This window comes from Actinoplanes sp. CA-051413, from assembly GCF_050955795.1.
Taxonomy (GTDB): domain Bacteria; phylum Actinomycetota; class Actinomycetes; order Mycobacteriales; family Micromonosporaceae; genus Actinoplanes.
In genome coordinates this window covers 9362654-9387399 of sequence record NZ_CP192100.1, presented here as the reverse complement: position 1 = coordinate 9387399, position 24746 = coordinate 9362654, and the positions used below count along the sequence as shown (strand labels likewise).

Genomic DNA, 24746 nt, shown 5'->3' with positions numbered 1-24746 from the left:
CCATCGAGCGCGGCCGATCTATTTACTTGCGTGAATCAATGTTTTACGATCACGTAACGCAAGCAATCGCACATAATCCACCATGACTGCACGCCCTGGCCCACCCGGAGGCTGCTGTGGACCGTCGTACCTTCCTGGCCGGAACCCTCGCTGTGCCCGCCGTCGCGGCGGCCACCGAGCTCAGCACGACAGCGCCGGCCCGAGCGGCCGCGCCCGGCTACGTCGTCAACCGCTCGCCGCTGCGCCCCGACGCCTTCCTGCGGCTCACGCCCGGCCGGACCCGGGCCGGCGGCTGGCTCGCCACCCAGCTCGCCCACCAGCTCGACGGCCTCAACGGGCGGCTGCCCGAGGTCTCGCACTTCCTGCGGTACGACGAGACCGGCTGGATCCGTCCGGAGCTGGGCGGTTGGGAGGAGGTGCCGTACTGGCTCAAGGGCTTCAGCAGCCTGGGCTACGTCACCGGCGACACCCGGGTCATCGCGGAGACGAAACGCTGGATCGACGGCGTGCTGGCCACCCAGGCAGCGGACGGCTACTTCGGCCCCACCCGCCTGCGGACGAGCCTGGACAACGGCCCGGACCTGTGGCCGCACATGCCGATGCTGCACGCGATCCGCACCTTCGGTGAGTTCACCGGCGACACCCGGGTCGTGCCCTTCCTGACCCGCTTCCTGCGCTACGTCAACGGCTGCCCGACCAGCGTCTTCTCGCAGAGCTGGGGCAGCTACCGGTGGGCCGACACGCTCGAGGTGGTGTTCTGGACCTACAACCGCACCGGCGACGCGTTCCTGCTCGACCTGGCCCGCAAGATCCACGCGAACTCCGCCAACTATCTGAACAACCTGCCGTCGCTGCACAACGTCAACCTGGCCCAGGGTTTCCGCGAGCCGGCCGTCTTCTCCGTGCTGTCCGGCGACGCTGCGCACCGGCAGGCCAGCTACGCCGACTACGACCTGATCATGAAGAGCTACGGGCAGTTCCCCGGCGGCGGGTTCGCCGGTGACGAGAACGCCCGGCCCGGCTTCGGCGACCCCCGGCAGGGCTTCGAGACCTGCGGCATCGTCGAGTTCATGGCCGGGCACGAGATGCTCGGCCGGATCACCGGCGACCCGGTCTGGTTCGACCGGGTCGAGGACCTGGCGTTCAACTCGCTGCCCGCGGCGCTGGACCCCAAGCAGCGCGGCATCCACTACATCACCAGCGCGAACAGCATCGCGCTGCGCGACCGGACCGGCAGCCAGGGACAGTTCCAGAACGGCTTCCCGATGCAGGCGTACATGCTGGGCATCGACAACTACCGGTGCTGCCCGCACAACTACGGGATGGGCTGGCCGTACTACGTCGAGGAGATGTGGGCGGCCACCCCCGACGCCGGGCTGGTCGCCAACCTGCACGGCCCGTCGCGGGTCACCGCCGCGGTCGCCGGGGGTACGGCGGTGACGATCGTCGCCGACACGGCCTACCCGTTCGGCGACACCATCACGTACACCGTCAGCACCCCGGCCAGTGTCGCGTTCCCTTTGTACGTGCGGGTTCCCGGCTGGTGCACCGACCCCACGCTCACCGTCAACGGCGCTGCTGCGGTCGTCGCCGCCGGTCCGACGTACGCGAAGATCAGCCGGACCTGGCAGAACGGCGACCGGGTCGTGCTGCGCCTGCCGATGCGGACCCGGGTCCGCACCTGGACCGCCATGCAGGACAGCGTCTCGGTCGACTTCGGCGCGCTGACCTTCTCGCTGGCCGTCACCGAGCAGTGGACCCGCACGGGCGGCACGGAGACCTGGCCGACCAGCGAGGTCCGGCCCGGCTCCCCGTGGAACTACGGGCTCGACGGCGCGACGTCCTTCGCCGTCACGACCGGCCTGGGTGACGTGGCCGATCCGTTCACCCCGGCCACCGCGCCGATCAGGATCACCACGCCGGCCCGCAAGATCCCCGCCTGGACGGCCGACAGCGACGAGATCGTCACACCGTTGCAGGACAGCCCGACGCCGTCCGCGGAGCCGGTGGAGACCATCACCCTGATCCCGATGGGGGCCGCCCGCCTGCGCATCACCTCGTTCCCGACGATCGGTGACGGCCGGCCGTGGGTGCCGCCCGGCGTCGCCTTCCGGATCCGCAACCAGCACAGCGGCAAGGTCCTCGGCGTCGACCAGATGTCCCAGGCCAACAGCGCGCGGGTGGTGCAGTTCGCGGACAGCGGCACCCCCGACCACCTGTGGCAGCTGGTCGACAACGGCGACGGCCACGTCCGGATCCGCTGCGTGAACTCGGGCAAGGTGCTGGGCGTCGACCGGATGTCCACAGCGGACTCGGCGCAGGTGGTGCAGTACGACGACAACGGCACCGCCGACCACCTGTGGCAGCTCGTCGACAACGGCGACGGCCACCTGCGGATCAGGAACAAGAACTCCGGCAAGGTGCTCGGCGTGGCCGGCATGTCCACCGCCGACTCCGCCAACGTGGTGCAGTACGCCGACACCGGCACCGCCGACCACAACTGGCAGCTGATCCCGGACGGCACGGTCAAGCTCCAGGTGACCCACACCGGCAAGGTGCTGGCGATCCAGGACATGTCCACCGCCAACGGCGCCCAGCTCACCCAGTGGCCGCCGACCGGCACCGCCGACCACGTCTGGAAGTTCGAGGACGTGGGCGGCGGCCACTTCCGGATCGTGAGCAACCTGACCGGCAAGTGCGCCGACGTCAGCGGCGCGGCCACCACCGACGGCGCCCGGGTGACCCAGTGGGACTACCTCGGCGGGACCAACCAGCAGTGGCGGCTCGCCTGGTCCGGCTCGGGAACGTTCGCGCTGGTCGCCCGGCACAGCGGCAAGGTCCTGGAGGTCTCCGGGCAGTCCACGGCCGACGGTGCGGCCGTCACCCAGTGGGCGGACCTGGGCGGGGCGAACCAGCGCTGGCGGATCGTGCCGGGTTAACAGCCGGGCGGGCGGGTCGGCTCGCCGAATTCCACCAGGGCCATGTTCACCTCGGTCGTGGTGGCCAGCCGGTCGAAGTCGGCCCCGACCACGAGGTCGATCGTCCGGCTGCCCCGGTCGGGCAGGAACTTCATGACGACGTCGCCGTGCACCAGCGCACGCACCACCGTGGCGGCGCCGACCGCCTGGGGACCGTACCGGAGCACCGCCACGGGCCCCGAGTTGTCAGCATCCGGATCGAACGACTTCCGCTCGGTCGCCGCGAAGCCGCGGTGTTTGAGTTCGATGGTCACCGGAGCGGTCCGCTCGGAGCGACCGACCACGTCGATCACCACCGCGGCGGGGTCGTCGGGCAGGGTGAGGTCGATCGGGAACGAGCACCTGGACGACGGGGCGGCGGGCAGCGTGGCCACCGGGGCCGGGTCATCGCGGGTCAGCGAGGTGAGGCCGAAGCCGCCCGCGGCGACCACCACGGCGAGCGCCGCTGTGGTGCCGGCCCGGCGGCGACGGATCCGGCTGCGCCCCCGGGCCCGGACGGCGGCCGCCGGCGCCAGCCGCAACTGCTCGACGTCCGCCTCGAGCTCGGCGATCCGCTCACGAACGGGACGCGACATCGTTGACCTCCTGGGGGTGCTCGCCGAGCAGCTCGGCGAGCGCGGTGCGGGCCCGGGACAACCGGGCTTTGACGGTGCCGGCGGGGGCGCCGGTGTGCAGCACGATGTCGCTGACCGACATGTCGAACAGGTAATGCAGGGCCACCGCCTGGCGCTGGGCGGCCGGCAGCTGCTGCAGGGCGGCGACCACAGCCACCCGGTCCGGTGACGGGCTCGCCGCCGCCGGCTCGGGCGGACCCATCCGGGCCTGGGCCGCCCACCGGCGCCGCAGACCCCGCCACCGGTTCGCCGCCAGCCGCCACCCGGCCGCACGGACCCAGCCCTCCGGGTTGTCGTAACCGGAGACCTTCGGCCAGTGCTGCCAGGCGCGGGCGTACGCCTCCTGGGCCAGGTCCTGCGCGTCGGCCAGGTCGCCGCAGACGGCGTACAGGTAGAGCACGACGCGCCGGGCGCTCGCCTGGTAGAAGGCGTCGAAGTCAGCGGTGCTGGGTTGCATGACCAAGTACACCCCGCAGCGGCAGGGCCGGTTGCATCCCGGTCAGTAGACGATCGCCTGCGCGCCGTCGGACATGATCTCCTCGACGAACACCGCGGCGCCGGCGATCCGGATGCCTGGCAGGACGTCCTGCGGGCCGATCTCCCGGCGGGCGGCGCACTGCGTGCAGGCGGTGACCCGGCCGCTGCCGATCAGCAGGTCGAGCAGGTCCGGCAGCGGAGCGGCGTGCGGCAGCTCGAACTGCGCGGCCCGGCCCGGCAGGGCGAACCAGGTGGACTCACCGGTCAGCCAGAACGAGACGTCCACCCCGGACGCGGCCGCGGTCGAAGCCACGGTGAACGCCTGCGAGCAGCGCTCCGGGGCGTCCGCGCCGGCGGTTGCCTTGACGACGAGCAAGCGGGCCATGCGGGTCAGCATAGGATGGGCCGGTCATGGTTACCGAGATCGGGTTCGTGAGTCTGCTGGTCGCCGGGTTCGGCGGGCTGGCAGGCGGTTTGGGCTATCTGGCGATGCGCATTGCAAGGGGACGCTGGTGAGCAGTGAGACGGAAAACCCGCTGGGCCCGCCGCCCTGGCTGAACGCGCCGCCGGTGGAGGCGTACCCGTACGAGGAGACGCACGACCTGCGGCAGGGGCCGGATCTGCACCCGGCGCTGCTGGGGCTGCTGCCGTTCATCGGGTTGTGGCGCGGCCGCGGGCAGGGCGGCTTCCCGGCGCCGGAGGACTTCGACTTCGCGCAGGAGGTCCGGATCAGCCACGACGGGCGGCCGTTCCTGGCCTACGAGTCGCGGATCTGGATCCTGGACGCGGATTCCAAGCCGGTGCGGATGGCCGACCGGGAGACCGGCTGGTGGCGGCCCGTGCTGGTGAACGACCGGCCGGGCGACGAGATGGAAGCCACCATGATGACGCCGGACGGCGTCATGGAGCTCTACATCGGGCGGGTCAGCGGCACGCGGCTGGAGATGGTGACCGACGCGGTCGTCCGGACGCCGTCCGCCCTGGAGGTCACGGCCGGGCACCGGCTGTTCGGCATCGTCGACGGGGCGCTGCTCTACGCCCACGAGATGTCCGGCATGGGGGAGACGTTGGTGCCGCACCTGTCGGCAAGGCTCCTCCGCGTCGGCGGCTGAGCTTCAACAAGATCAAGGTCAAATTACGGTCGTGCCTGGTTGCATGGTGCTGACCGTCGCTCCCGCCGAACGCGAGGTCCGTGCTCGGTCAGGAGCCGTCGAAGCCGAGCAGGGTGAGCAGGCGCGGCGTCCACGGTGACGCCGCGCGCTCGGCGCCGCCGAGGCTGCGCGCCTCGGCCAGGCCGCGCAGGGAGCTGGCCAGCCAGATCGCGTCCGTGGCGCCCAGCTCCGCCGCGGTGATCATGCGTTCTTCCGCGTGCAGGCCCAGCTCCGGCGCTTGGTTGAGCAGGTGGGCGGCTGTGGTGCCGGGGAGGATGCCGGTCTCGGCGGCGGGGACCGTGCAGAGGGTGTCGCCGGTGAGCCAGATCAGGCTGGCCGTCGGGGCTTCCAGGGCGTGGCCGTCGGCGCGGAGCCAGAGGACGTCGTCGGCGCCCTGGCTTCTCGCCCAGCGGGTGGCGGCGAGGTTCTCCGCGTACGAGATGGTCTTGGCCGGGGCCAGTGACCAGGGTGGGCGGGACGTCACGCCCAGGTCCGCGGTGATCAGCTTGATGCCTTCCCGGCGCTGGCGGCGGGCGGTGGCCGGCACTGCGCCGACCGTGGCGTAGAACGTCGCCGGGGTGACGATCAGCCGCAGGGCGCCTTCACCACCGGTCCAGGCCTGCGCCGCTCGGGCGGCCAGGGCGGCGAGCTCCGCGCGCGGCGGCAGCGGCACTTCGAGCAGGGCCGCCGACCGGGCCAGGCGGTCCAGGTGGGCGTCGAGCAGCCACGGGCCGTCCGGGCGCAGGTGCAGCGTCTCGAAAACACCCTCGCCGTACAGCACGCCCCGGTCCAGCGGGCTCAGCTCACCTGAGCCGGGGATCACCATCAAGCTGTCGCTCACCAGAGAAGAGGGTATGCCGTGCGAACTATGCTCGTACCGTGTCCTCCTCTTCCCTCGCCGAGATGCTCCGGGAGCGCGGCCTGCGACTGACTCCGCAGCGCCAGCTGATCCTGGAGGCGGTGCACGAGCTGGGCCATGCGACCCCCGAGCAGATCCACCACACCGTGCGGGAGCGGGCCGCCGGCGTCAACATCACCACCGTCTACCGCACCCTCGAGCTGCTCGAGGACCTCCGGCTGGTGAGCCACACCCACCTGTCGCACGGCTCCCCGACGTACCACCGCGCCGGCGAGGACCAGCACGTCCATCTCGTCTGCCGCGACTGCGGGTCGATCGACGAGGTCGACCCGGGCGTGATGCTGCCGGTGACCGAGCAGCTGCAGCGGGACCGCAACTTCCGGGTCGACGTGGGCCACGTGTCCCTGTTCGGCGTCTGCGGCGACTGCAAGGAGCAGCCATGACCACCGTCCTGATCGAGGAGCTGGAGCCCACGTCGGCCGACGCCGGCGTACCGGCCCACTACGGCGACCCGATGCGCGAGCAGCGCACCCTCGACACCGCCGTCGGCCTCGTCGACCGTTCCAACCGCGACGTGCTCGCCGTGCCGGGCGAGGAACGCGCGAGCTGGCTGCACACCCTCACCACCCAGCACCTCAGCGACCTGCGCGCCGGGCAGGGCACCGAGCTGCTCGTGCTCTCCCCGCACGGGCACGTCGAGCAGCACGCCCTGGTCGCCGAGGACGGCACCACCGCCTGGCTCGACACCGAGCCCGGGGCCGGCGCCGGCCTGCTCAAATACCTCGAGATGATGCGCTTCTTCACCAAGGTCGAGCCGCGCGACGCGAGCGCCGAGATCGCGGTGCTGTCCCTGGTCGGGCCCCAGGCCGTGGCGGCCGCGCGGGAGCACCTGGGCGTGGAGCTCGCCGAGCCGCGGATCTTCGAGGTGCCCGGCCCCAAGTTCGCCGCCGGGGCGGTGCCGGCCGCACCGACCACGCTCTACGACGTGCGGCCGTTCGGCTCCGGTGCCCTGGCGCGCCGGGTGCCGCTGGGCGTCGACCTGCTGGTGCCGCGCTCCTCGCTGGAGGAGGTGCTCGCGCTGCTGGCCGACGTGCCGAAGGCGGGGCTGTGGGCGTACGAGGCGGTCCGGGTGGCGCACCGGGTGCCACGGCTGGGCTGGGAGACCGACCACCGGACCATCCCGTCCGAGGCGAGCCTCGTGGCGCCGGCCGTGCACCTCGACAAGGGCTGCTACCGGGGCCAGGAGACGATCGCCCGGGTGCATCACCTGGGCAAGCCCCCGCGCCGGCTGGTGCTGCTGCACCTCGACGGGATCGCCACCGACCAGCCGCCCGCGCAGGGCACGCCGGTGATGCTGGACGGCCGGGCCGTGGGCTTCGTCGGCACCGCCGTGCGCCACCACGAGCTGGGCATGATCGCGCTGGCCGTCCTCAAGCGCAACGTCGCCGACGACGCGGCCCTGCTGGTGGGGGAGTCGGCCGCGGCCATCGACATCTCCTGAGCAGGGGCGGCATGGCAGGATCGCGGCATGACCGGGACCCTCATCACTGTCGCGCCCACCGGCGCGGAGAGCAGTAAGGCAGCCGTACCCGCGCTGCCGGTGACGATCAACGAGCTCGTGGCCACCGCCAAGGAGTGCGAGGCGCTCGGCGCCGCGATCGTGCACGTCCACATCCGCGACGACGCGGCCGAGCCGACCCTGGACCAGGGCCGGCTGCGCGAGACCGTGGCCGCGCTGCGGCAGTCGACGGACCTCATCGTGCAGCTCTCTTCGGGCGGCGCGGTGACCGATCCCGAGGCCGACCGGCTGGCCGTGCTGGATGCGGGCCCGGAGATGGCCTCCTGCACGATGGGCACGGTCAACTTCGGCGACGGCGTGTTCCTGAACCGCTGGGAGTTCATCGTCGACCTGCACACCCGGATGCAGGACAAAGGCATCGTGCCCGAGTACGAGATCTTCGACCTGGGCCAGCTCACCACCCTGCAGCGCCTGCTCGCCCAGCACGGCCTGCCGTACGGCGGCCACGTCCACGTCGACCTGGTGATGGGCGTGCCCGGTGGCATGCCCGGCACCGCCGCCGCCCTGGTCGCGTGCCACCAGGCGATCCGGGACCTGCCCGCGGGCACCACGTTCTCGGCCACCGGCATCGGCCGCAGCACGATCCCCGTGATGCTGGCTTCCCTGTCGGCGGGCGGGCACCTGCGGGTCGGCATGGAGGACACCGTCACGTACGCGAAGGGCCGTCCCGTCGAGTCGAACATGCAGCTGGTGGCCCGCGCAGTCGGCTTCGCCCAGCTGGCCCAGCGCCCGCCGCTGACCACGGCCGAGGCCCGTGAGCTGCTCGGGATGGTGGCCCGATGATCCTCGCCGAGGTCGTGCGCTCGGGTTTTGTCGAGTCCGTGCACCACGGCTCGGTGGTCGTGCTGGACGCCGACGGCGCAACGATCGCGGCGGCCGGTGACGTCACCAACCCGTTCTTCCCGCGGTCGTCCAACAAGCCGCTGCAGACCGTCGGCATGCTGCGGGCCGGCCTGCGCACCGCCGACCCGGCCGATCTCGCGCTGATCAGCGGCAGCCACTTCGGCGAGTCGTTCCACGTGGCGCGGGTCCGCCAGATCCTGGCCACCGCGGGCCTGGACGAGTCCGCGCTGCGCTGCCCGCCGTCGCTGCCGCTCTCGGAGGACGAGCGCGACATCGTGCTGCGGGACGGCGGCGGGGCCTCCCCGGTCCTGATGAACTGCTCCGGCAAGCACGCCGGGATGCTCGCCACCTGCGTGGTCAACGGCTGGTCGCTCGCGGACTACCGGGACGCCAAGCACCCGCTCCAGGTGGCGCTGGCCGCGGCGGTGAGCGACCTGGCCGGGGAGCCGATCGCCGCCACCGGCATCGACGGCTGCGGTGCGCCGGTGTTCGCCGTGTCGCTGACCGCGCTGGCGCGGGGCTTCCAGCGGCTGGTGGACGCGCCGCCGACCTCCTTCGAGCGGCTGGTGGCCGACACCATGCGGGCCGACCCGGAGCTGGTGGCGGGCACCGGCCAGGACGACACCCGGCTGATGCACGGCGTGCCCGGGCTGCTGGCCAAGGGCGGGGCCGAGGGCGTGGTGGCGGTGGCTGTCGAGGGTCTCGGCGCGGTGGCGATCAAGGTCGCGGACGGCGCCATGCGGGCCCGGATGCCGGTGCTGGTGTCCGCGTTGCGCCGGCTCGGCGTCTCCGCGCCAGTGCTGGACGAGCTGGAGACGGTGCCGGTGCTCGGCGGTGGGGTCAAGGTCGGAGAGGTCCGCTCAGCCTGGTGACCGGGTTCACGCTAGCTATTGTTAGCGTTTTGCTTGCAACAGCTAGCACCTCCGGCTACCGTCGAATGCATGGCCGCACCCAAGGATCTGCCCCAGGACATCGGTGAATTCATCCGTGACCTGCGGCAGACCGCAAAGATCTCGCTCCGGCAGCTCGCCGACCGGGCGGGCGTGAGCAATCCCTATCTCAGCCAGATCGAGCGCGGCCTGCGCAAGCCCAGCGCCGAGGTGCTGCAGCAGCTGGCCAGCGCGCTGCGGGTGTCGACCCCCGCGATGTACCTGCGGGCCGGCCTGCTCGACGGCGAGGGCCAGCAGGGGGTGCTGGCCGCCATCGCAGCCGATCCCGAGCTGACGATCGCGCAGAAGCAGTCCTTGTCGCAGATCTACGAGACGTTCCGCAACGAGACCGCCCGGCAGACGCCGGCGGCGACCCCGCCCGACGAGAGCACGCCCGGGGAAGGCACACCCGGCGACGGTGTGCCGGCCGCGGACGTGCCGGACGAGGACGAAGCCCTACGGGCTGTCGTCCAGGACGTGGCAGTCGTCGAAGGCGGCGCCGCCCCCGCACCCAAGACCACCAAGCCCGAGGAGAAGTCATGACCGAGCAGACCAAGACCCGTTTCCCCGCTCCGCTCTACGCCGCCGCCGGCGCCGGTGACCTGGCCTACCAGCAGCTGCGCAAGCTGCCGGCCGTCGTCACCGAGCTCGGTGACCGCGCGGTCGCCTCGCTGCGCACCGCGAACGACACGGCGAGCAGCACCGCCACCACGCTGAAGAGCACCGCGAGCAGCACCGACTTCGACAAGCTGCGCGAGACCGCCGCCGCGGGCGCCGTCGCGTTCGCCCAGGCCGCGCAGGAGCGGGCTCTCGCCGTCTACACCTCGCTGGTCGCCCACGGCGAGCGCGTGGTCGGCACCGGTGTGGTCGAGGCCGCCGACGTGGTCAACGCCGACATCGAGACCACCGAGGAGCCGAAGGCTGTCGAGGCTGCCCCGGCCCCGAAGCCGCGCAAGCGCGTCACCCGCCCGGCCACCGAGAAGTAGGGCCGGCGACAAGTAAGTAACGACCTGCGACTGATTGATCAGCGGGCCTCGGCGTCAGCCGGGGCCCGCGGCATAGACTGGCGGTCATGGCCTACAGCGCGACACCCATCTTCTACGACGACGTCGCGAGCCTCATCTCGTTCGCCGTCCTGATCCTGTCGTTGGTGGTGCAGGCAGTCGCACTGATCCACTGCGTGACCCAGCGCGGCGACGGATTCCAGGCCATCGGCACCCTGCCCAAGGGCGCCTGGCTGGCCATCCTCGCGGTCTGCATCATCCTGACGCTGCTCGGCGTCGGCGGCGGCGCCACCGGCCTGTTCGGCCTCATCGGCGTCGCGGCCGCCCTCATCTACCTGCTCGACGTCCGGCCCGGCCTGCGTGACCTGTCGGACGGCAAGGGCTTCTGGTGAAGCGCCTCCGCTGGCCGCCGCCTCCGGACGGCGGCCCGCGGAGCTCCGGCCCCGGGCCCAGCGCGCCCCGCAGCGGCCGGCCCACCCTGCCGATGCCGCCGACCCAGCTCATCGAGACCCCGCACGGCGGCCGGCTCGAACAGCTCGTCACCGGCGTCGGCGAGCCGGTCACCGTCTTCGCGCACGGGCTGGCCGGCGACATCGCCGGGACCCGCCCGCTGGGCAGCGGCGTCCTCGGCCGCCGGGTGTTCTTCCACTTCCGCGGGCACGGCCGCTCCGACGCACCGCCCGGCCCGTGGAGCTTCGCCGACCTCGCCGACGACCTGCGGGCCGTCGCCGACCGGGCCGGGGCGACCCGGGCGCTGGGCATCAGCATGGGCGCGGGCGCATTGTGCCGGCTGCTCGCGCAGTCTCCCGAGCGCTTCGAGCGGATCGTGCTCTATCTGCCCGCGCCGCTGGACGGCGTACGGCCGCCGGTGGCCGAGGCGCGGCTGGCCCGGCTGCTCACCGCGGTGGAGTCCGGCGAGGCCGCACTGGTCGCCGAGGCGGTCGAGCCCGAGCTGCCGCCGGCGGTGCGTAACACGCCGACGGGCTGGAGCTATCTGCGTCACCGCGTCGAGCAGCTGCTGACCGACGGGCTGGCCCCGGAGCTGGACACGCTGTGGCGTGCCCCCGCGGTGCCCGACGAGTCGGTGCTGGCCGCGTTCCGGGGCCCGGCCCTGGTGATCGGCTGTGTCGGCGACGACGTGCACCCGGTGTCGGTCGCGGAACGCCTGGCCGGCCTGCTGCCGGGTGCGGAGTTGCAGGTCTACGACAGGCCCACGCTGCTGTGGACCCATCGCAAGGAGCTGCGCGAGCGCATCTCGACCTTCCTGAACGCGGAGTGACTCAGCTGGTGAGCTTCTGCACCCGGTACTTCCAGCCGTTGTCGTTGCCGGCCCGGTCCACCGCCACGTAGTCGACCTCGAAGGAGTAGCCCTTCGAGAGGCCGGGCACCGGCACCTTCCAGACGCCCTTGGCGTCCACACCGCGCCAGGAGACGGCCGCGCTGGGGATCTTCGTCTTACCCGGGGTGTAGCGGACCCACTTACGGGTGGAGAAGTTGAAGTAGTAGTCCTTGGTGGCGGTCCACTTCCACAGCTGCACGCCGACCGAGTCCATGCCGATCTGGCCGTCCTTGGCCGTGCCCTGGATCGTCTTCCAGTACGAGGCCCGGGCCGGCTTGCGCGGCACCGTGAGCGTGCTGCTCGGGGCGGTGTAGTCGACCTTCACCGTGTACGCCCGGGTGGTCACCGGCGTCGTCTTGCCCTGGGCGTTCTCCAGGGTGATCCGCGCGGTGTGCGTGCCGACCGGGTAGTAGTGCGTCGTCGAGCCGGTGGTGGGGCCGAGCAGGCTGGTCTTGCCGTCACCCCAGTCCACCCACACCCGGGTCGCGGCGGCCGGGATGCCCGAGAGCAGCAGCTTGGCCGTGGCGCCGCCGTCCTCCCAGGTCCAGTTCGACGCCACGTTGAACTTGTAGCTGCCGATCGCGGTCGTCACCTGCACCGTCGTGGTGGCGTTGGTGATCGTCGCGGTGCCTTCGCCGTCGGTGTCCTTCAGCTGCACCTTGACCGGGTAGCTGCCGACCGCGGCGTACTTGTGGGTCGCCTTCCTGGCCTCGGCGGCCAGGGTCTGCACGGGCGAGCCGTCGCCCCAGTCGACCGTGCGCTCCGCGACCGATTCCGGGGTCTCGTCGACCAGCTCGCCCTCGGTCAGCGTGACCTGCTGACCGGTCCAGATGCTGGTGCTGTCCAGGGTGTAGGTGCCGGTCAGCCCGCCGGCGGCCCAGGCGGGCGAGCCGAGCAGACCCGCGCCGGCCACCGTGCCGGCCCCGAGCGCGAGGGTGAGCATCGCGGCGAGACCGCGAGGTCGTCCGGTATTCATGAATCTCCCCGTGGAAAAGTGCTCGCATTCGATGTGAGCCGATGGACAGTACCGGGCCGGATCGTCGTCGATCAAGCTGTTCCCGGGGCGGTACTTCGGGGCGAATCCGGCTACGCCGTAACTTTTCGGGCTGCTGATCCGGTGTTGAGGACGTGCGGTACTCCCCCAGATCCATCTTTTTCAGCGTCGTAGCCCTCGGCCTCCCGTTCGCCGTCACCGTCGGCTGGACCCTCGGTACGCCGCCCCCCGCCCCACCGCCGGTGAGCGCACCCGGCGGGGCCGGCGGGATCGGCGCCGCGCCACCCCCGAAGGCCACCACGGCGACCACCTCACCGGTGCTGGACTGGTCGCCCCGGCCGCCCGAGCCGGTGGCGGTGGAGTCCTCGCTGCCCGGTCTGCCCGGCGCGCCCGCCGCCAGTACGGCGCCGAGCGCGTCCACGCCGGCCGTCATCGTCACGTCCGGCTCACCGGATCCGACCCTGACGCTGCTGCCGCCGGTGCCCACGCCCACCCAGATCGTCAGCACGCCGCCGAGCCCGTCGGCGACGGTGCCGTCCGGCAGCGCCGCACCGGACTTCGGCCTCGGCGGAGCAGGGCTGGTCCGCAGGTCCTAAGCTCCCGCAACGTGGATGACACTCACCTGCGGTCCGCGGCCGGCCGGGGCGCCGCGGCGACCGGCGGCGCCGTACGCCGGTTCGCCACCGGGGCCGGCCTGCTGCCCCGGGGTCTCGGCCTGGTCCTGCGCAATCCGCGGATGCTCGGCCTCGGCCTGCTGCCCGCGGTGATCTCCGGCGTGCTGTACGCGGCCCTGCTGATCACCCTCATCGTCTTCATCGACGACCTGGCGGCCGGGGTCACCTGGTTCGCCGACGACTGGTCGGCCGCCGGGCGGGACGTGCTCCGGATCGTCGCGGGCGCGGCCCTGATCGGGCTCAGCGGCCTGATCGGCGTGCTCACCTTCACCGCGGTCACGCTGCTGATCGGCGACCCGTTCTACGAGAAGATCTCCGGGATGGTCGAGGACCGCTTCGGGGGTGTGCCGGACGAGGTCGAGGTGTCGCTGGGCCGTTCGCTGGCCCGGAGCCTGGTCGACTCGCTGCGCCTGATCGGCCTGTCGGTGCTCTTCGGCATCCCGTTGTTCGCGGCCGGTTTCATCCCGGTGGTCGGCCAGACCGTCGTCCCGGTGGTCGGCGGGGCGGTCGCCGGCTGGCTGCTGGCGGTGGAGCTGACCGGGGTCCCGTTCCAGCGTCGCGGGCGGCGGCTGCGGCACCGCCGGGCGGCTCTGCGCGGCGACCGGGCGACGGCGCTGGGTTTCGGCGTCGCGGTCTTCGCCTGCTTCCTCATCCCGCTCGGCGCCGTGCTGCTGATGCCGGCGGCGGTCGTCGGGGGCACGCTGCTCTCCCGCAAGGTGCTGGGCCTGCCGATCGAGGGCTGAGCACCCTCAGGCCGAGGCGCGCACCACCAGCTCGGTGGGCAGCACCACGGCGTCCGGGACGTCCTGCTTGTCGTTGACCAGGCCGAGCATCTGCCGGGCCATCGTGCGGCCCATGTCGACGATCGGCTGGCGGACCGTGGTCAGCGGCGGGTCGCTGAGCCGGCTGATCTCGAAGTCGTCGAAGCCGACCACCGCCACGTCCGCCGGCACCCGCCGGCCGGCGTCCTTGAGCGCCTGCAGCGCGCCGTGGGCCATCATGTCCGACGCCACGAACACCGCGTCGAGCTGCGGATCCTCGGTGAGCAGCCGGCGCATCGCGCGCAGCCCGGAGTCGCGGGTGAAGTCGCCGAAGGCCACGTGCTCGGTCAGCCCGGCGGCGCGCAGGGTCTCCTGGTAGCCGGTGAGCCGGTCGACGCCGGCGATCATGTCCTGCGGCCCGGCGATGGTGGCGATCCGGCGGTGGCCGGTGCTGATCAGGTGGCGCACGGCCTGGCCCACGCCGCCGACGTGGTCCACGTCGACGTAGGGGACCGGCAGCTCGGCCGGGGTCATCGGGCGGCCGCTGCACACCACCGGGATGCCGAGCCGGGCCAGGGCGCCGGGCAGCGGATCGGCGCCGTGCATCGAGGCGAACATGACGCCGTCGACGTGACCGGCCATCGCGTACCGCTCGACCCGGTCGTGGCTGGCGGCCGAGCCCGCCATCATCAGCACGAGCTGTTTGTCCGCCGCGTCCAGCTCCATGCTCACGCCGCGGATCACCGCGGGGAAGAACAGGTCGTCGGAGAAGACCCGGTTGGCGGTCTCCGGCAGGATCAGCGCGATCGACTCGGTGCGCTGCGTGACCAGGCTGCGGGCAGCCTGGTTGGGCACGTAGCCCAGCTCCGCGACGGCCTGGTGCACTGCCTCGCGGATCGCCACGGCGACCGTGGTCGACCCGTTGACGACGCGGGAGACGGTCGCCCTCGAGACGCCGGCGCGCCTCGCCACCGCCTCGAGGGTCGGTCGCTCCCGCGTCACCATCAGCTCACTCCCCGATCCGGCCCTGGTCGGTGAGACCGTTACGCCGGATCACCTCCTGGTACCACCGTGCGCTGTCCTTGGGCACCCGGCGCTGCGTGGTGTAGTCCACGTGCACGATGCCGAACCGCTTGGCGTACCCCTCGGCCCATTCGAAATTGTCCATCAACGACCAGGCGAAGTATCCCCGAAGGTCAACGCCGTGGGAAATGGCATCGAGGCAGGCGCGCAGGTGCCCGTCGAAATACTCGATCCGGTTGCTGTCGTGGATCTGCCCGTCCTCGGCCGGGCCGTCCGGGTACGCGGCGCCGTTCTCGGTGATCATCATGGGCGTACCGGGGTAGTCCCGGTGGATCCGGTCCAGCAGCCGGGTCAGCGCGGCCGGCTCGATCTGCCAGCCGATGTCGGTGATCGGGCCGACCGGCTTGCGGAAGGCGATGCCCTCGGTGCCGGGTGCGTCGGGCGAGGCCGGCTGGCCGGGCTTCGCCGAGACGTACGACGGGGTGTAGAAGTTGATCCCGAGCACGTCGATCGGCGCGTTGATGATCGCCTCGTCACCCTCGCGGATGAAGCTCAGGTCGGTGAAGCGGGCCATGTGCTCGCGCATGTCGTCCGGATACCGACCGCGCAGCAGCGGGTCGAGGAAGATCCGGTTGCTCAGGCCGTCCACGATCCGGGCGGCGTCGACGTCGCCCGGGTTGTTCTCGTCCAGCGGGAAGACGGCCGACGGGTTGAGGGTGATGCTGACGCTCTGCGCGCCGGCCTCCCGCAGCGCCCGCGCGGCCAGGCCGTGGCCGAGCAGCAGGTGGTGCACCGCCTTGAACGCCGACGCCGCGTCCCGGATGCCGGGAGCGTGGACGCCGCTGGCGTAGCCGAGATAGGCCGAGCACCACGGCTCGTTCAGCGTGGTCCAGGTGCGGACCCGGTCGCCGAGCCGGGCGTGCATGATCTGGGCGTACTCGGCGAAGGCCTCGGCGGTGTCCCGGACGGTCCAGCCGCCCCGGTCCTGCAGGCTCTGCGGCAGGTCCCAGTGGTAGAGCGTGACCACCGGGTCGATGCCCTTGCCGATCAGCTCGTCGGTCAGCCGGTCGTAGAAGTCCAGGCCCCGGGTGTTGACCGGGCCGGTGCCGTCGGGCTGGATGCGCGGCCAGGCGATCGAGTACCGGTACGAGGCCAGGCCCAGGTCGGCCATCAGCGCGACGTCCTCGACATACCGGTGGTAGTGGTCGCAGGCCACGTCACCGGTGTGCCCGGCGTGCACCCGGCCGGGCTCGCGACTGAACGTGTCCCAGATGGACGGGCCGCGCCCGTCCTCGTTCACCGCGCCTTCGATCTGGTACGACGCCGTTGCGGCGCCCCAGACGAAGCCGTCCGGGAACCGTACCCCCGATGCCAGCGGATCCTCGCTCGATTCCACCGAGACGGTTGCCGTCATCCTTCACCGCTCCCTGCATGATCCGCCGCTGCCGTGCCGGGCCGCGCCGACCGGTCTGATCAGCGGCGGGACTCTGACGGGCGACCGGAAGCGATCGCCCTTAACCGGTACAGCGTAGAGCCATTCACCTTTCCGGGAGCTATCCGAAAGTTGCGGAATCCCGTTCGGGGGACGAGATGCTCAACCGGCCTGCAATGCGCTGAACAGGCGACGGTCGCCGGTGACGACCAGATTGTCCGGATCGATCCGGCCCATCAGAGCCAGCAGAAGGTCACTGGCCGTGCCGCTGGCCTCGGCCCGCGCGTGGTGGTCGTCGCTGTCGAGGATGGTGCCGGTGTCGAGCAGCGCGATGCCCGCGCCGCGGAGCCGGACGAACCATTCGTAACTGGCGTCGGTGGCCACCAGGTGCACAACGCCGTGCAGGTCGGTGGGGCCCTTGCGGCGGCCGGCGGGCAGCCAGGTGTCGAGCACCTCGTTGACCCCGTCGGCGGCGAGCTTGGTCTCGATCGGGGTGGCCCGGCCGGCCGCGGACTCGGCGTCCCAGCGGTGCACGGAGACCTCGTGGGCGATCCGGCGCTGCCAGAAGCCGGCCTTGCGGGCCTGGGCCGGCCAGGTCCAGCTGGGGAAGTCCGGGTCGAGCGCGTCGAGGGTCTCGATCGTGCCGGTCAGCTCCCGGCGCAGGCCGTCGAGGGCCTCCGGCCACGGGGGCCGCGGCTCGGGGACGACCCGGTCGGCGGGCCGGTCGACCACGCCGCGCGGCGTCAGCTCACGCACCCAGTGCAGCAGCACGGTGAGGTGCTCGGTGAGATCGGCGACCGTCCAGCCGGGACACGAGGGCACGACGGCGTCGGGACCCGTCTCGGTGACGGCGTCCTGGAAAGCCGGCCCGTCCGCGCGCAGGGCGGCGAGCCAGAAGTCCTTGGTCGCGTGCAGCCTGTTCATCAGCCTTCTCCCGCTCGAGGAGGTCCACCGGTTCCCACCCCGGGCCCGCGGCCTAGGGTGAACGTCGTGCCTGACGTTAGTGCTGACCACCCAACCGACGCATCCGCTGCGCATGCCAGTTCGCTGGGGGCGTACACGACGCTACGCCTCGGCGGTCCGGCAAGCACGTTGACCGTGGTGTCCGAACCGGACGAAGCGGTGTCAACCGTACGGGGTGCTGCCCGAAAGGGGCAACCGGTCCTGGTCCTCGCGGGCGGGAGCAACGTCGTGATCTCCGACGAGGGGTTCCCCGGGACGGTGCTGCTGCTGCGCACCCGGGGCGTCCGGCTGATCGACCGGGACGCCCGCGGCGCGCTGGTCCGGGTGGCCGCCGGTGAGCCCTGGGACGACCTCGTCGCGGACACCCTCGAACGGGGGATGTCCGGCCTGGAGGCGCTCTCCGGCATCCCGGGCTCGGCCGGCGCGACGCCGATCCAGAACGTGGGCGCGTACGGCCAGGAGGTCGCGCACACCATCGAGGCGGTGCACGTCTACGACCGGCACGAGGACGAGATGCGGGTGCTGTCGCTGCCGGAGTGCGGTTTCGCGTACAGGTCGAGCATTTTCAAGCACAGCGACCGCTGGCTGGTCCTCGACGTCGACTTCCGGCTCGCCGAGTCGGCGGAGTCGGCGCCGATCCGCTACACCGAGCTCGCCCGGCACCTCGGGGTCGAGGTCGGTGAGCGGGTCAGTGCCGCGCGGGTCCGCGAGACCGTGCTGAAGCTGCGCGCGAGCAAGGGCATGGTGCTCGACCCGGAGGATCCGGACACCCGCTCGGTCGGCTCGTTCTTCACCAACCCGGTGCTGTCCGCCGAGGAGTGGGCCCGGGTGCAGGACCGGCTGGTCGACGCGGGCGAGCCGCCGAGCTGGCCGGCCCCGAACGGCACGGTCAAGGTGCCGGCGGCCTGGCTGATCGAGAAGGCCGGCTTCGCCAAGGGGTACGGCGGCAGCACGGTGGCCATCTCGTCGAAGCACACCCTGGCCCTGACCCACCGCGGCGGCGGCACCACGACGGCCCTGCTGGAGCTGGCCCGCGAGATCCGTGACGGCGTACGGGACCGGTTCGGTGTCGTCCTGCATCCCGAACCGGTCCTGATCAACTGCTCGCTCTGACGGCTCAGCGCCAGCCGAAGACCTGCGTCCAGTAGTAGGTGCCGTTCACGGCCTGCTGCACACCGGCGCCGAACGACTTCACGTCGCAGTTGAGGATGTTGCGGCGGTGCGGCGGGCTGGCCATCCAGGCGGCCATCACCTCGGCCGAGCTGGAGAAGCCGTAGGCCACGTTCTCCGCTGCCACGGCGTGGTAGCCGGCCGCCCGCGACCGGGTCAGGAAGGTCGAGCCGCGCCAGCCGAAGTGGCCGAAGTCCCCGGTGGCCGCCATGTAGTGGCTCTGCCGTACGGACGCGACGGTCAGTTCCTCGTCCACGGTGAGCGCCGGGCACCCGTTCCGGACCCGTTCCTCGTTGGTGAGCGTGACCACCTCGGCCCCGAGAACCTGTGAGGTCGTCGGGGCGGTCCGCGCCGGGCCGGTCGCGGGGATCGCGGTGACGGCGTGCGCCGGCGCGGCGGTCAGCCCGAGCAGGGCGATCGGCGCGGCCGCGACAAGGGCGAGACGACGTACGGATTCCAACAAGGTGCTGCCTCCCGGTCCACGGCCGGGCGCCTGTCGCCCGGCATCGTAATCGGACCGGCTTTTTGGAGGTACGTCCCTTCTTTGACCGTTTCCGGGTGGCCGGTGCGAGGTCTGTGTCAGTCTGAGGGGATGGTCAGGGGAAGCCCGATCTCGGCACCGGCGCCCGTTTCGGGGGCGAAGGTCAGCCGGACCGAGCCGCCGTGCCGGGCCGCGATGGCCTCCGCCAGCAGCATCCAGACGGCGGTGCTGCGCCGCCGGTGCGGCGGTTCCGGAGTGGCCAGCATCCCGGCCATCAGGTGCTCGTCGGTGAGCTGCTCGGCCTGCCGCGCGGTGACGTGCACGGTCCAGCCTTCGGCCCCGGCCTCGGCGCTGACCGTGGCTGACCGGTCGGCGGCTCCGCTGGCCACTGTGCCGACCACCGCATAGAACAGGTCCCGCAGCAGCGAGGCGTCCGCCGACAACGCCGGCCCGGTGCCCGCCCGCACCGTCGCCGCGGTGTACGGCTCCCGGCTGGCCAGCAGCTCGGCGGCCTCCCGGATCAGCGCGCCGAGGTCCACCGGGGTCGGCCGCAGTTCCAGGTCCCCGGTCTGCAGCCGGGTCACCAGCATCAGGTCCTCGACCAGGGTGAGCATCCGGTCGGTGTTGCGCCGTACGGCGGCCAGCGCCACCGAGCGTTCGGCCGGGGCCAGGTCGTCGGTGTCGAGGCTCTCGGTGAACGACGCGATGGTGGTCAGCGGCGTCCGCAGCTCGTGCGAGATGACGGTGAGGAAGCGGGGCTGGAGCGCGCCGCCCGACAGGGTCGGGGTCGCGGGAGCGGGAGCGGGGCTCATCGGTTGTCCACCGATCGGCCCCGGAAGCGGAAGCGCACGCTGAACTATAACTTTCCGTATATGAACCGACACGTCACGCTATCGTGGTTTTGGACATTTCATCTTCGCCGCCCGCGGTCGCGGGGGGCGCAAGCAAGACGCTGACCGATGCCGGGCATGTGCCGTGCCGGCCCGGGCAGCCGCGTCTGGCGACGCAGCGTTGGGGGGTCATGGTGGTGGGAGCATGAGCAGGCTGCTCGTGGTCGAGGACGACCCGGACATCGCGCTGGCCCTGCGGCTGCTGTTCAGCCGGGCCGGCTACGAGGTGGCGCACGCCGGTGACGGCCGTACCGGTCTGAAGGAGGCCTACGCCGAGCATCCCGACCTGGTCGTGCTCGACGTCGGCCTGCCGGAGATGGACGGCTGGCAGGTGCTCGAACGGCTGCGGGACGTCTCGGACGTCCCCGTGCTGGTGCTGACCGCGCACGGCCAGGAGGCCGAGAAGGTACGCGGGCTGCGCGGCGGCGCCGACGACTACCTCACCAAGCCGTTCGCCAACAATGAGCTCCTGGCCCGGGTCGAGGCCCTGCTGCGCCGCTCGAACGGCGCACAGAACAGTTGGGCCAGCCAGATCTACGACGACGGCCTGGTGCACCTGGACCCGACCAAACGCCGGGTCTACGTCAAGGGCGACGAGAAGCGCCTCACCCCGACCGAGTTCCGGCTGCTCAACGCGCTGGTCCGGCACGCGGGCGCGGTGCTGAGCCCGAACCAGCTGCTGACCCAGGCCTGGGACGACCCGACCGGCATCGGCCAGGAACGGGTCAAGTTCGCGGTCCTGCGGCTGCGCCGCAAGCTCGGCTGGACGGATCCCGAGGATTCCCCGATCGAATCCGTGCGCGGCTTCGGTTACCGCTATCGGCGGCCGGGTGGTGACAGCTGAGCCCGCGGCGGTAGCAGTCCTGGTGTCCTCAGGTGAGGAGCCAGGAGGTCGATGAGCAGCATGGGAACCGAGCAGGAGGTAGTCCGTGGAAGACCTTGGCGAGATCGTCGGCGAATTCCTGATGGAGAGCCACGAGAACCTGGATCAGATCGACCGGGATCTCGTCGCCCTCGAACAGGAACCGGGATCGCGTGATCTGATCTCACGCATCTTCCGGGCCATCCACACGATCAAGGGAACGAGTGGATTCCTGGCCTTCAGCCGGCTCGAGACACTCGCCCACGCCGGCGAGTCGCTGCTCTCGCGGCTGCGGGACGGGGTCCAGCCGGTCACGCCGACCACGATCACGACCCTGCTGGCCACGATCGACGGGGTCCGGTCGCTGCTGGAGGCCATCGAGCAGGACGGCAACGAGGGTGACGTCGACGTCGACAGCATCATCACCGCCGTACACGCGCAGATGAACGCGCCCGAGGCCGCCGCACCGGCGGCGCCCGCCGCGGCCGCCGAGCCCGCCGAGGAGCCGGAGCCGCTGGAGGAGAAGCCCGTGCGTGCGGCGCCCGAGCCCGTGGAGGGGCAGCGGAAGCCGCTCGGCGAGATGCTCGTCGAGTCCGGCGCCGCGGCGCCCAGCGATGTCGGCTCCGCCTTGCAGCAGCAGCTCGAGGGGGACGAGCGCAAGCTCGGCGCGATCCTGCTGGAGGAGGGCAAGGCCCAGCCCGCCGCGGTCAACGAGGCGTTGCAGCAGCAGGCCCCGAAGCGCAGCGTCGCGGACAGCGCGATCCGGGTCGACGTCGACCTGCTGGACGGCCTGATGAACCTGGTCGGTGAGCTGGTGCTGGCCCGCAACCAGCTGGTCCGCGGCGTGATGGAGACCGGCGACTCCGGCCTGGTCCGCGTCGCCCAGCGACTCGGCATGATCACCAGTGAGCTGCAAGAGGGCATCATGAAGACCCGGATGCAGCCCATCGAGCACATCTGGTCCAAGCTGCCCCGGGTCATCCGGGACCTCAGCCAGTCGCTCGGCAAGCAGGTCGAGCTGGTGATGGAGGGCAAGGAGACCGAGCTCGACCGCAGCCTGCTGGAGGCCGTCAAGGACCCGCTGACGCACCTGGTGCGCAACGCGGTGGACCACGGCATCGAGGAGGCCGACAAGCGGGTCGCCGCGGGCAAGCCGGCCGTCGGCACGCTGACGCTGCGGGCGTACCACGAGGGCGGGCACGTCGCGGTCGATGTGGCCGACGACGGCGCCGGCATCGACGTGGACCGGATCGCCGCGAAGGCGATCGAGAAGGGTCTGCTGCGCCCCGAGCAGGTCGCCACGATGGACAAGCGCGAGATCATGGCGATGGTCTTCCAGCCCGGCTTCTCCACCGCCGCCAAGGTGACCAACGTGTCCGGCCGCGGTGTCGGCATGGACGTCGTCAAGACCAACATCGAGCGGATCGGCGGCGCGGTCAGCGTCGACTCGACGCTGGGCGAGGGTACGGTCTGGCGCCTCACCATCCCGCTGACCCTGGCCATCATCCAGGCGCTGACCGTGGACTGCGGCGACCAGCGCTACGTGGTGCCGCAGGTGGCCGTGCTGGAGCTGGTCTTCATCGACGGCCAGTCCACGAAGATCGAGTACGCCTCCGGCGCGCCGGTCTACCGGCTGCGCGGCAAGCTGCTCCCGTTGGTCCGCCTGGACCGGACGCTCGGCCTCAACGTCGGCGGCGACCAGGGTGTCTACATCATGGTGCTGCACGCTGACGGCCGCCGCTTCGGCCTGGTCGTGGACCGCGTCCTGAACACCGAGGAAGTCGTGGTCAAGGCGCTCAACAGCAGGTTCAAGGACATCGGCCTGTACGCCGGCGCCACCATCCTGGGCGACGGCAAGGTCGGCCTGATCCTCGACGTCTCGTCGCTGGCCCGGCGCTCGCAGCTGACCGCCGAGTCCGACCGGGGAAACCTGGTCGGCACCTCGCGGGCCAGTGGCGGACCGGCCAACGGCGAGCGCCTGCTGGTCACGGCCGTCGGGGAACGCCGGGTGGCGATCCCGCTGGACGCGGTGACCCGGCTCGAGGAGTTCCCGCGGGACCGCATCGAGCACGCCGGTTCCCGCGAGGTCGTGCAGTACCGGGGCCAGATCCTGCCGCTCGTGCGCCTGTCGCACCTGCTCGGGGCGTACAGCGAGGTGGAGGAGGGCGACACCGTGTCCGTGGTCGTCTACAGCGAGGGCGAGCGCAGCGTCGCGCTGGTCGTCGACCGGATCGTCGACATCGCGGAGAACTCCACGACGGCGCGCCGCGAGGCGGAGGAGGACGGCCTGATCGGCACCGCGGTCATCCAGCAACGGGTGACCGAGCTGCTGGACGTGCGCCGGGCCATCCTGGCCGCCGATCCGAACTTCTACACCGAGGTGGCCGACGAGATGCTGGTGGAGGCCTGACATGGCGAGTCGTCAGTTCGCCACCTTCGAGGTGGCCGACCAGCTGTTCGGGGTCGAGGTGCACACGGTGCAGGAGGTGCTCTCCTACAACGAGTACACCCCCGTACCGCTGGCTCCGCCGGCCGTCGGCGGCCTGTTCAACCTGCGCGGCCAGGTGATCGCCGCGGTCGACCTGCGGGTGCAGCTCGGCCTGGTCCGCCAGGCCATGCAGGGCCCGGTGATGAACGTGATCCTGCGCGGCGACGGCGAGCCGGTCAGCCTGCTCGTGGACCGCATCGGCGAGGTCGTCGACCTCGACGACGAGGCCTTCGAAGGCCCGCCCGACACGCTCAGCGGCCCGACCCGGGAGCTGGTCACCGGCACCTTCAAGATGGACGGACGGCTGATGCTGGCCCTGGACGTGAACCAGGCCGTCGACACCTATCGAGCCACCACCTGATGTACAGCCTCGTCAGCGCCCCCGTCCTCGGCTTCGACCTGACCCGCCTCGGTGGCGGGTCGGCGACCGCCGAGGTGCTGCTGCGCGCCCTGCGCCTCAGCGTCGGGGACCTGCCGGTGCTGGCCGAGCGGTTGCCCGACGAGGGTGTCCGCGGGCCGCTCTGGGTCGAGGTGGAGAGCGCGGCCCGCAAGATGCCGACGCTCAAGGGTCTCAAGGCCGACGACCCGGCCAGCTCGCTGGCGCTGGTCGAGCGGGCCCCGATCGGGTCGGTGGACTCGCTGCTCACCTGCCTGCGCTACGACGTGATGGCCTGGACCTGGCAGGGCGCCGGGCGCGACGCCAAGCAGAGCGAGGACGCCGCCTCGGCGACGGCCCTGCTCTGCGACGCGGCCGTGGCCAGCTATCTGCGGGAGGTGCTGGACGACTCGACCCGCCGGATGCTCGGCGCCGGCTGGGTGTCCGCGCTGCGCAAGCTGCCCGCGGGCAAGCCGATCGACCTGGGCCCGCACCACTACGCGGTGTCGGCCCTGCTGGACCGGCTGCGTTCGATCCGGGCGAACGACCTGGCCCGGCTGCTGCAGTCCGCGGAGGACGCCCGGCGCAACGCCGGCGGGTGGTCCCCGGCGGTGCACTCGGCGTCCTGGGCGGCGTACCTGTCCGACCGGGTCCGGACCGCCGCGGCCGCCCAGATGCTGCTCGTGCAGGCGATCGACACGGCGGCGATTCCGCTGGCCGATCGCGCGGGCGGGGTGTGGAACATGCTCAGCGGCGCGGTGCAGGCCCTCGTCGTCCGGGACCTGCTGGACACCGCCACGGCCCACCGGCTGCTCGCGCCGGTGGTCGCGGCGCTCGGCCCGGCGTGGCTCGGGTGAAG

At 71.9% G+C, this 24746-nt stretch carries 28 protein-coding genes; 18 read left to right on the top strand and 10 right to left on the bottom strand.

The features are described 5' to 3' along the window. Positions 1 to 116: 116 nt before the first annotated feature. Positions 117 to 2939: an RICIN domain-containing protein gene (locus ACQP2Y_RS44315; RefSeq protein ID WP_433722618.1), complete on the top strand. Its 2823-nt coding sequence runs from the start codon at positions 117 to 119 to the stop codon at positions 2937 to 2939. Here the strand turns inward: ACQP2Y_RS44315 and ACQP2Y_RS44310 are convergent. The 3 genes from ACQP2Y_RS44310 to ACQP2Y_RS44300 are packed head-to-tail and all read right to left on the bottom strand — an operon-like array spanning position 2936 to position 4466. Then, entirely contained in the window at positions 2936 to 3553 is a 618-nt protein-coding gene (locus ACQP2Y_RS44310) for a LytR C-terminal domain-containing protein (protein WP_433722616.1), read from the bottom strand. The genes ACQP2Y_RS44315 and ACQP2Y_RS44310 overlap by 4 nt on opposite strands. Then, a complete protein-coding gene (locus ACQP2Y_RS44305; protein ID WP_433722614.1) occupies positions 3534 to 4049 on the bottom strand; it encodes a SigE family RNA polymerase sigma factor in 516 nt (171 codons plus the stop codon). The genes ACQP2Y_RS44310 and ACQP2Y_RS44305 overlap by 20 nt, the downstream gene beginning before the upstream one ends. 42 nt (positions 4050 to 4091) lie before the next feature. Beyond that, entirely contained in the window at positions 4092 to 4466 is a 375-nt protein-coding gene (locus ACQP2Y_RS44300) for a DsrE family protein (RefSeq protein ID WP_360545838.1), read from the bottom strand. 14 nt (positions 4467 to 4480) lie between these two features. Here ACQP2Y_RS44300 and mtfM point away from each other — a divergent pair, with 14 nt between their 5' ends. Together mtfM and ACQP2Y_RS44290 are read left to right on the top strand one after the other, a co-directional pair. Continuing rightward, positions 4481 to 4585 (top strand): small membrane protein MtfM, encoded by a 105-nt coding sequence (mtfM, locus tag ACQP2Y_RS44295; protein WP_281420991.1) that lies wholly within the window; start codon positions 4481 to 4483, stop codon positions 4583 to 4585. Further along, a complete protein-coding gene (locus ACQP2Y_RS44290; RefSeq protein WP_433722611.1) occupies positions 4582 to 5181 on the top strand; it encodes an FABP family protein in 600 nt (199 codons plus the stop codon). The genes mtfM and ACQP2Y_RS44290 overlap by 4 nt, the downstream gene beginning before the upstream one ends. 88 nt (positions 5182 to 5269) lie before the next feature. On the opposite strand, the gene ACQP2Y_RS44285 is transcribed toward ACQP2Y_RS44290, so the two are convergent. Next, on the bottom strand, positions 5270 to 6061 hold the full coding sequence (locus ACQP2Y_RS44285; protein WP_433722609.1) for an aminotransferase class IV: 792 nt from the start codon (positions 6059 to 6061) through the stop codon (positions 5270 to 5272). Positions 6062 to 6123: 62 nt separating this feature from the next. Here ACQP2Y_RS44285 and ACQP2Y_RS44280 point away from each other — a divergent pair, with 62 nt between their 5' ends. The 8 genes from ACQP2Y_RS44280 (at position 6124) to ACQP2Y_RS44245 (ending at position 11713) form a co-directional block, all read left to right on the top strand. Next, entirely contained in the window at positions 6124 to 6522 is a 399-nt protein-coding gene (locus ACQP2Y_RS44280) for a Fur family transcriptional regulator (protein ID WP_360547078.1), read from the top strand. Next, positions 6519 to 7580, top strand: coding sequence for a YgfZ/GcvT domain-containing protein (locus tag ACQP2Y_RS44275; RefSeq protein WP_433722607.1), 1062 nt, complete (start codon positions 6519 to 6521; stop codon positions 7578 to 7580). Before ACQP2Y_RS44280 ends, ACQP2Y_RS44275 begins: the two co-directional genes overlap by 4 nt. A gap of 27 nt (positions 7581 to 7607) precedes the next feature. Beyond that, a complete protein-coding gene (locus tag ACQP2Y_RS44270; RefSeq protein ID WP_433722605.1) occupies positions 7608 to 8441 on the top strand; it encodes a 3-keto-5-aminohexanoate cleavage protein in 834 nt (277 codons plus the stop codon). Continuing rightward, positions 8438 to 9373 (top strand): asparaginase, encoded by a 936-nt coding sequence (locus ACQP2Y_RS44265; RefSeq protein WP_433722603.1) that lies wholly within the window; start codon positions 8438 to 8440, stop codon positions 9371 to 9373. The genes ACQP2Y_RS44270 and ACQP2Y_RS44265 overlap by 4 nt, the downstream gene beginning before the upstream one ends. Before the next feature lie 69 nt (positions 9374 to 9442). Next, on the top strand, positions 9443 to 9973 hold the full coding sequence (locus ACQP2Y_RS44260; protein ID WP_433722601.1) for a helix-turn-helix domain-containing protein: 531 nt from the start codon (positions 9443 to 9445) through the stop codon (positions 9971 to 9973). Beyond that, a complete protein-coding gene (locus ACQP2Y_RS44255) occupies positions 9970 to 10416 on the top strand; it encodes a hypothetical protein (protein WP_433722599.1) in 447 nt (148 codons plus the stop codon). The genes ACQP2Y_RS44260 and ACQP2Y_RS44255 overlap by 4 nt, the downstream gene beginning before the upstream one ends. 86 nt (positions 10417 to 10502) lie before the next feature. Continuing rightward, the gene (locus tag ACQP2Y_RS44250; RefSeq protein WP_360545822.1) at positions 10503 to 10826 is read left to right on the top strand and encodes a DUF2516 family protein; all 324 of its coding nucleotides are present in this window, start codon (positions 10503 to 10505) and stop codon (positions 10824 to 10826) included. Beyond that, the gene (locus ACQP2Y_RS44245) at positions 10823 to 11713 is read left to right on the top strand and encodes an alpha/beta fold hydrolase (RefSeq protein WP_433722597.1); all 891 of its coding nucleotides are present in this window, start codon (positions 10823 to 10825) and stop codon (positions 11711 to 11713) included. The genes ACQP2Y_RS44250 and ACQP2Y_RS44245 overlap by 4 nt, the downstream gene beginning before the upstream one ends. Position 11714: 1 nt before the next feature. Here the strand turns inward: ACQP2Y_RS44245 and ACQP2Y_RS44240 are convergent, their stop codons facing one another. Continuing rightward, a complete protein-coding gene (locus tag ACQP2Y_RS44240; RefSeq protein WP_433722595.1) occupies positions 11715 to 12749 on the bottom strand; it encodes a PKD domain-containing protein in 1035 nt (344 codons plus the stop codon). Positions 12750 to 12901: 152 nt separating this feature from the next. On the opposite strand from ACQP2Y_RS44240, the gene ACQP2Y_RS44235 reads away from it, so the two are divergent. Together ACQP2Y_RS44235 and ACQP2Y_RS44230 are read left to right on the top strand one after the other, a co-directional pair. After that, on the top strand, positions 12902 to 13363 hold the full coding sequence (locus tag ACQP2Y_RS44235) for a hypothetical protein (protein ID WP_433722593.1): 462 nt from the start codon (positions 12902 to 12904) through the stop codon (positions 13361 to 13363). Positions 13364 to 13374: 11 nt separating this feature from the next. Further along, positions 13375 to 14184 carry an EI24 domain-containing protein gene (locus ACQP2Y_RS44230; RefSeq protein ID WP_433722591.1) on the top strand — a complete coding sequence of 270 codons (810 nt, stop codon included), beginning with the start codon at positions 13375 to 13377 and terminating at the stop codon, positions 14182 to 14184. A 6-nt stretch (positions 14185 to 14190) separates the two neighbouring features. Here the strand turns inward: ACQP2Y_RS44230 and ACQP2Y_RS44225 are convergent, their stop codons facing one another. The 3 genes from ACQP2Y_RS44225 to ACQP2Y_RS44215 form a co-directional block, all read right to left on the bottom strand. Next, a complete protein-coding gene (locus ACQP2Y_RS44225) occupies positions 14191 to 15207 on the bottom strand; it encodes a LacI family DNA-binding transcriptional regulator (protein WP_433722589.1) in 1017 nt (338 codons plus the stop codon). A 4-nt stretch (positions 15208 to 15211) separates the two neighbouring features. Then, on the bottom strand, positions 15212 to 16639 hold the full coding sequence (locus ACQP2Y_RS44220; protein ID WP_433722587.1) for a GH1 family beta-glucosidase: 1428 nt from the start codon (positions 16637 to 16639) through the stop codon (positions 15212 to 15214). A gap of 180 nt (positions 16640 to 16819) precedes the next feature. Next, positions 16820 to 17581 (bottom strand): maleylpyruvate isomerase family mycothiol-dependent enzyme, encoded by a 762-nt coding sequence (locus ACQP2Y_RS44215; RefSeq protein ID WP_360545808.1) that lies wholly within the window; start codon positions 17579 to 17581, stop codon positions 16820 to 16822. Between the two features lie 66 nt (positions 17582 to 17647). Between ACQP2Y_RS44215 and ACQP2Y_RS44210 the strand changes: the two genes are divergently transcribed. Continuing rightward, complete coding sequence (locus ACQP2Y_RS44210) at positions 17648 to 18733, top strand: UDP-N-acetylmuramate dehydrogenase (RefSeq protein ID WP_433722584.1); 1086 nt, start codon at positions 17648 to 17650, stop codon at positions 18731 to 18733. Between the two features lie 4 nt (positions 18734 to 18737). On the opposite strand, the gene ACQP2Y_RS44205 is transcribed toward ACQP2Y_RS44210, so the two are convergent. Together ACQP2Y_RS44205 and ACQP2Y_RS44200 are read right to left on the bottom strand one after the other, a co-directional pair. Then, on the bottom strand, positions 18738 to 19250 hold the full coding sequence (locus ACQP2Y_RS44205; protein ID WP_433722582.1) for a CAP domain-containing protein: 513 nt from the start codon (positions 19248 to 19250) through the stop codon (positions 18738 to 18740). A 119-nt stretch (positions 19251 to 19369) separates the two neighbouring features. Further along, positions 19370 to 20083, bottom strand: coding sequence for a sensor histidine kinase (locus ACQP2Y_RS44200; protein WP_433722580.1), 714 nt, complete (start codon positions 20081 to 20083; stop codon positions 19370 to 19372). A gap of 223 nt (positions 20084 to 20306) precedes the next feature. Here ACQP2Y_RS44200 and ACQP2Y_RS44195 point away from each other — a divergent pair, with 223 nt between their 5' ends. The 4 genes from ACQP2Y_RS44195 to ACQP2Y_RS44180 all read left to right on the top strand — a co-directional run bounded on the left by ACQP2Y_RS44195 (position 20307) and on the right by ACQP2Y_RS44180 (position 24744). Next, positions 20307 to 21005: a response regulator transcription factor gene (locus tag ACQP2Y_RS44195; protein WP_360545800.1), complete on the top strand. Its 699-nt coding sequence runs from the start codon at positions 20307 to 20309 to the stop codon at positions 21003 to 21005. Positions 21006 to 21090: 85 nt separating this feature from the next. Then, positions 21091 to 23433, top strand: a complete 2343-nt coding sequence (locus ACQP2Y_RS44190; RefSeq protein WP_433722578.1) for a chemotaxis protein CheA — start codon at positions 21091 to 21093, stop codon at positions 23431 to 23433. A 1-nt stretch (position 23434) separates the two neighbouring features. Further along, on the top strand, positions 23435 to 23872 hold the full coding sequence (locus ACQP2Y_RS44185; protein ID WP_125812421.1) for a chemotaxis protein CheW: 438 nt from the start codon (positions 23435 to 23437) through the stop codon (positions 23870 to 23872). After that, positions 23872 to 24744 (top strand): hypothetical protein, encoded by an 873-nt coding sequence (locus tag ACQP2Y_RS44180; RefSeq protein ID WP_433722575.1) that lies wholly within the window; start codon positions 23872 to 23874, stop codon positions 24742 to 24744. Before ACQP2Y_RS44185 ends, ACQP2Y_RS44180 begins: the two co-directional genes overlap by 1 nt. The last annotated feature ends 2 nt before the right edge of the window (positions 24745 to 24746 follow it).

Bases quoted from the DNA above. Each gene is read 5' to 3' on its own strand.
- ACQP2Y_RS44255 (WP_433722599.1), top strand. From the start codon at position 9,970: ATGACCGAGCAGACCAAGACCCGTTTCCCCGCTCCGCTCTACGCCGCC.
- ACQP2Y_RS44240 (WP_433722595.1), bottom strand. From the start codon at position 12,749: ATGAATACCGGACGACCTCGCGGTCTCGCCGCGATGCTCACCCTCGCG.
- ACQP2Y_RS44225 (WP_433722589.1), bottom strand. From the start codon at position 15,207: ATGGTGACGCGGGAGCGACCGACCCTCGAGGCGGTGGCGAGGCGCGCC.
- ACQP2Y_RS44195 (WP_360545800.1), top strand. From the start codon at position 20,307: ATGAGCAGGCTGCTCGTGGTCGAGGACGACCCGGACATCGCGCTGGCC.
- ACQP2Y_RS44280 (WP_360547078.1), top strand. From the start codon at position 6,124: ATGCTCCGGGAGCGCGGCCTGCGACTGACTCCGCAGCGCCAGCTGATC.
- ACQP2Y_RS44270 (WP_433722605.1), top strand. From the start codon at position 7,608: ATGACCGGGACCCTCATCACTGTCGCGCCCACCGGCGCGGAGAGCAGT.
- ACQP2Y_RS44260 (WP_433722601.1), top strand. From the start codon at position 9,443: ATGGCCGCACCCAAGGATCTGCCCCAGGACATCGGTGAATTCATCCGT.
- ACQP2Y_RS44305 (WP_433722614.1), bottom strand. From the start codon at position 4,049: ATGCAACCCAGCACCGCTGACTTCGACGCCTTCTACCAGGCGAGCGCC.
- ACQP2Y_RS44275 (WP_433722607.1), top strand. From the start codon at position 6,519: ATGACCACCGTCCTGATCGAGGAGCTGGAGCCCACGTCGGCCGACGCC.
- ACQP2Y_RS44300 (WP_360545838.1), bottom strand. From the start codon at position 4,466: ATGCTGACCCGCATGGCCCGCTTGCTCGTCGTCAAGGCAACCGCCGGC.
- mtfM (WP_281420991.1), top strand. From the start codon at position 4,481: ATGGTTACCGAGATCGGGTTCGTGAGTCTGCTGGTCGCCGGGTTCGGC.
- ACQP2Y_RS44215 (WP_360545808.1), bottom strand. From the start codon at position 17,581: ATGAACAGGCTGCACGCGACCAAGGACTTCTGGCTCGCCGCCCTGCGC.
- ACQP2Y_RS44185 (WP_125812421.1), top strand. From the start codon at position 23,435: ATGGCGAGTCGTCAGTTCGCCACCTTCGAGGTGGCCGACCAGCTGTTC.
- ACQP2Y_RS44310 (WP_433722616.1), bottom strand. From the start codon at position 3,553: ATGTCGCGTCCCGTTCGTGAGCGGATCGCCGAGCTCGAGGCGGACGTC.
- ACQP2Y_RS44250 (WP_360545822.1), top strand. From the start codon at position 10,503: ATGGCCTACAGCGCGACACCCATCTTCTACGACGACGTCGCGAGCCTC.
- ACQP2Y_RS44180 (WP_433722575.1), top strand. From the start codon at position 23,872: ATGTACAGCCTCGTCAGCGCCCCCGTCCTCGGCTTCGACCTGACCCGC.
- ACQP2Y_RS44200 (WP_433722580.1), bottom strand. From the start codon at position 20,083: ATGAGCCCCGCTCCCGCTCCCGCGACCCCGACCCTGTCGGGCGGCGCG.
- ACQP2Y_RS44265 (WP_433722603.1), top strand. From the start codon at position 8,438: ATGATCCTCGCCGAGGTCGTGCGCTCGGGTTTTGTCGAGTCCGTGCAC.
- ACQP2Y_RS44220 (WP_433722587.1), bottom strand. From the start codon at position 16,639: ATGACGGCAACCGTCTCGGTGGAATCGAGCGAGGATCCGCTGGCATCG.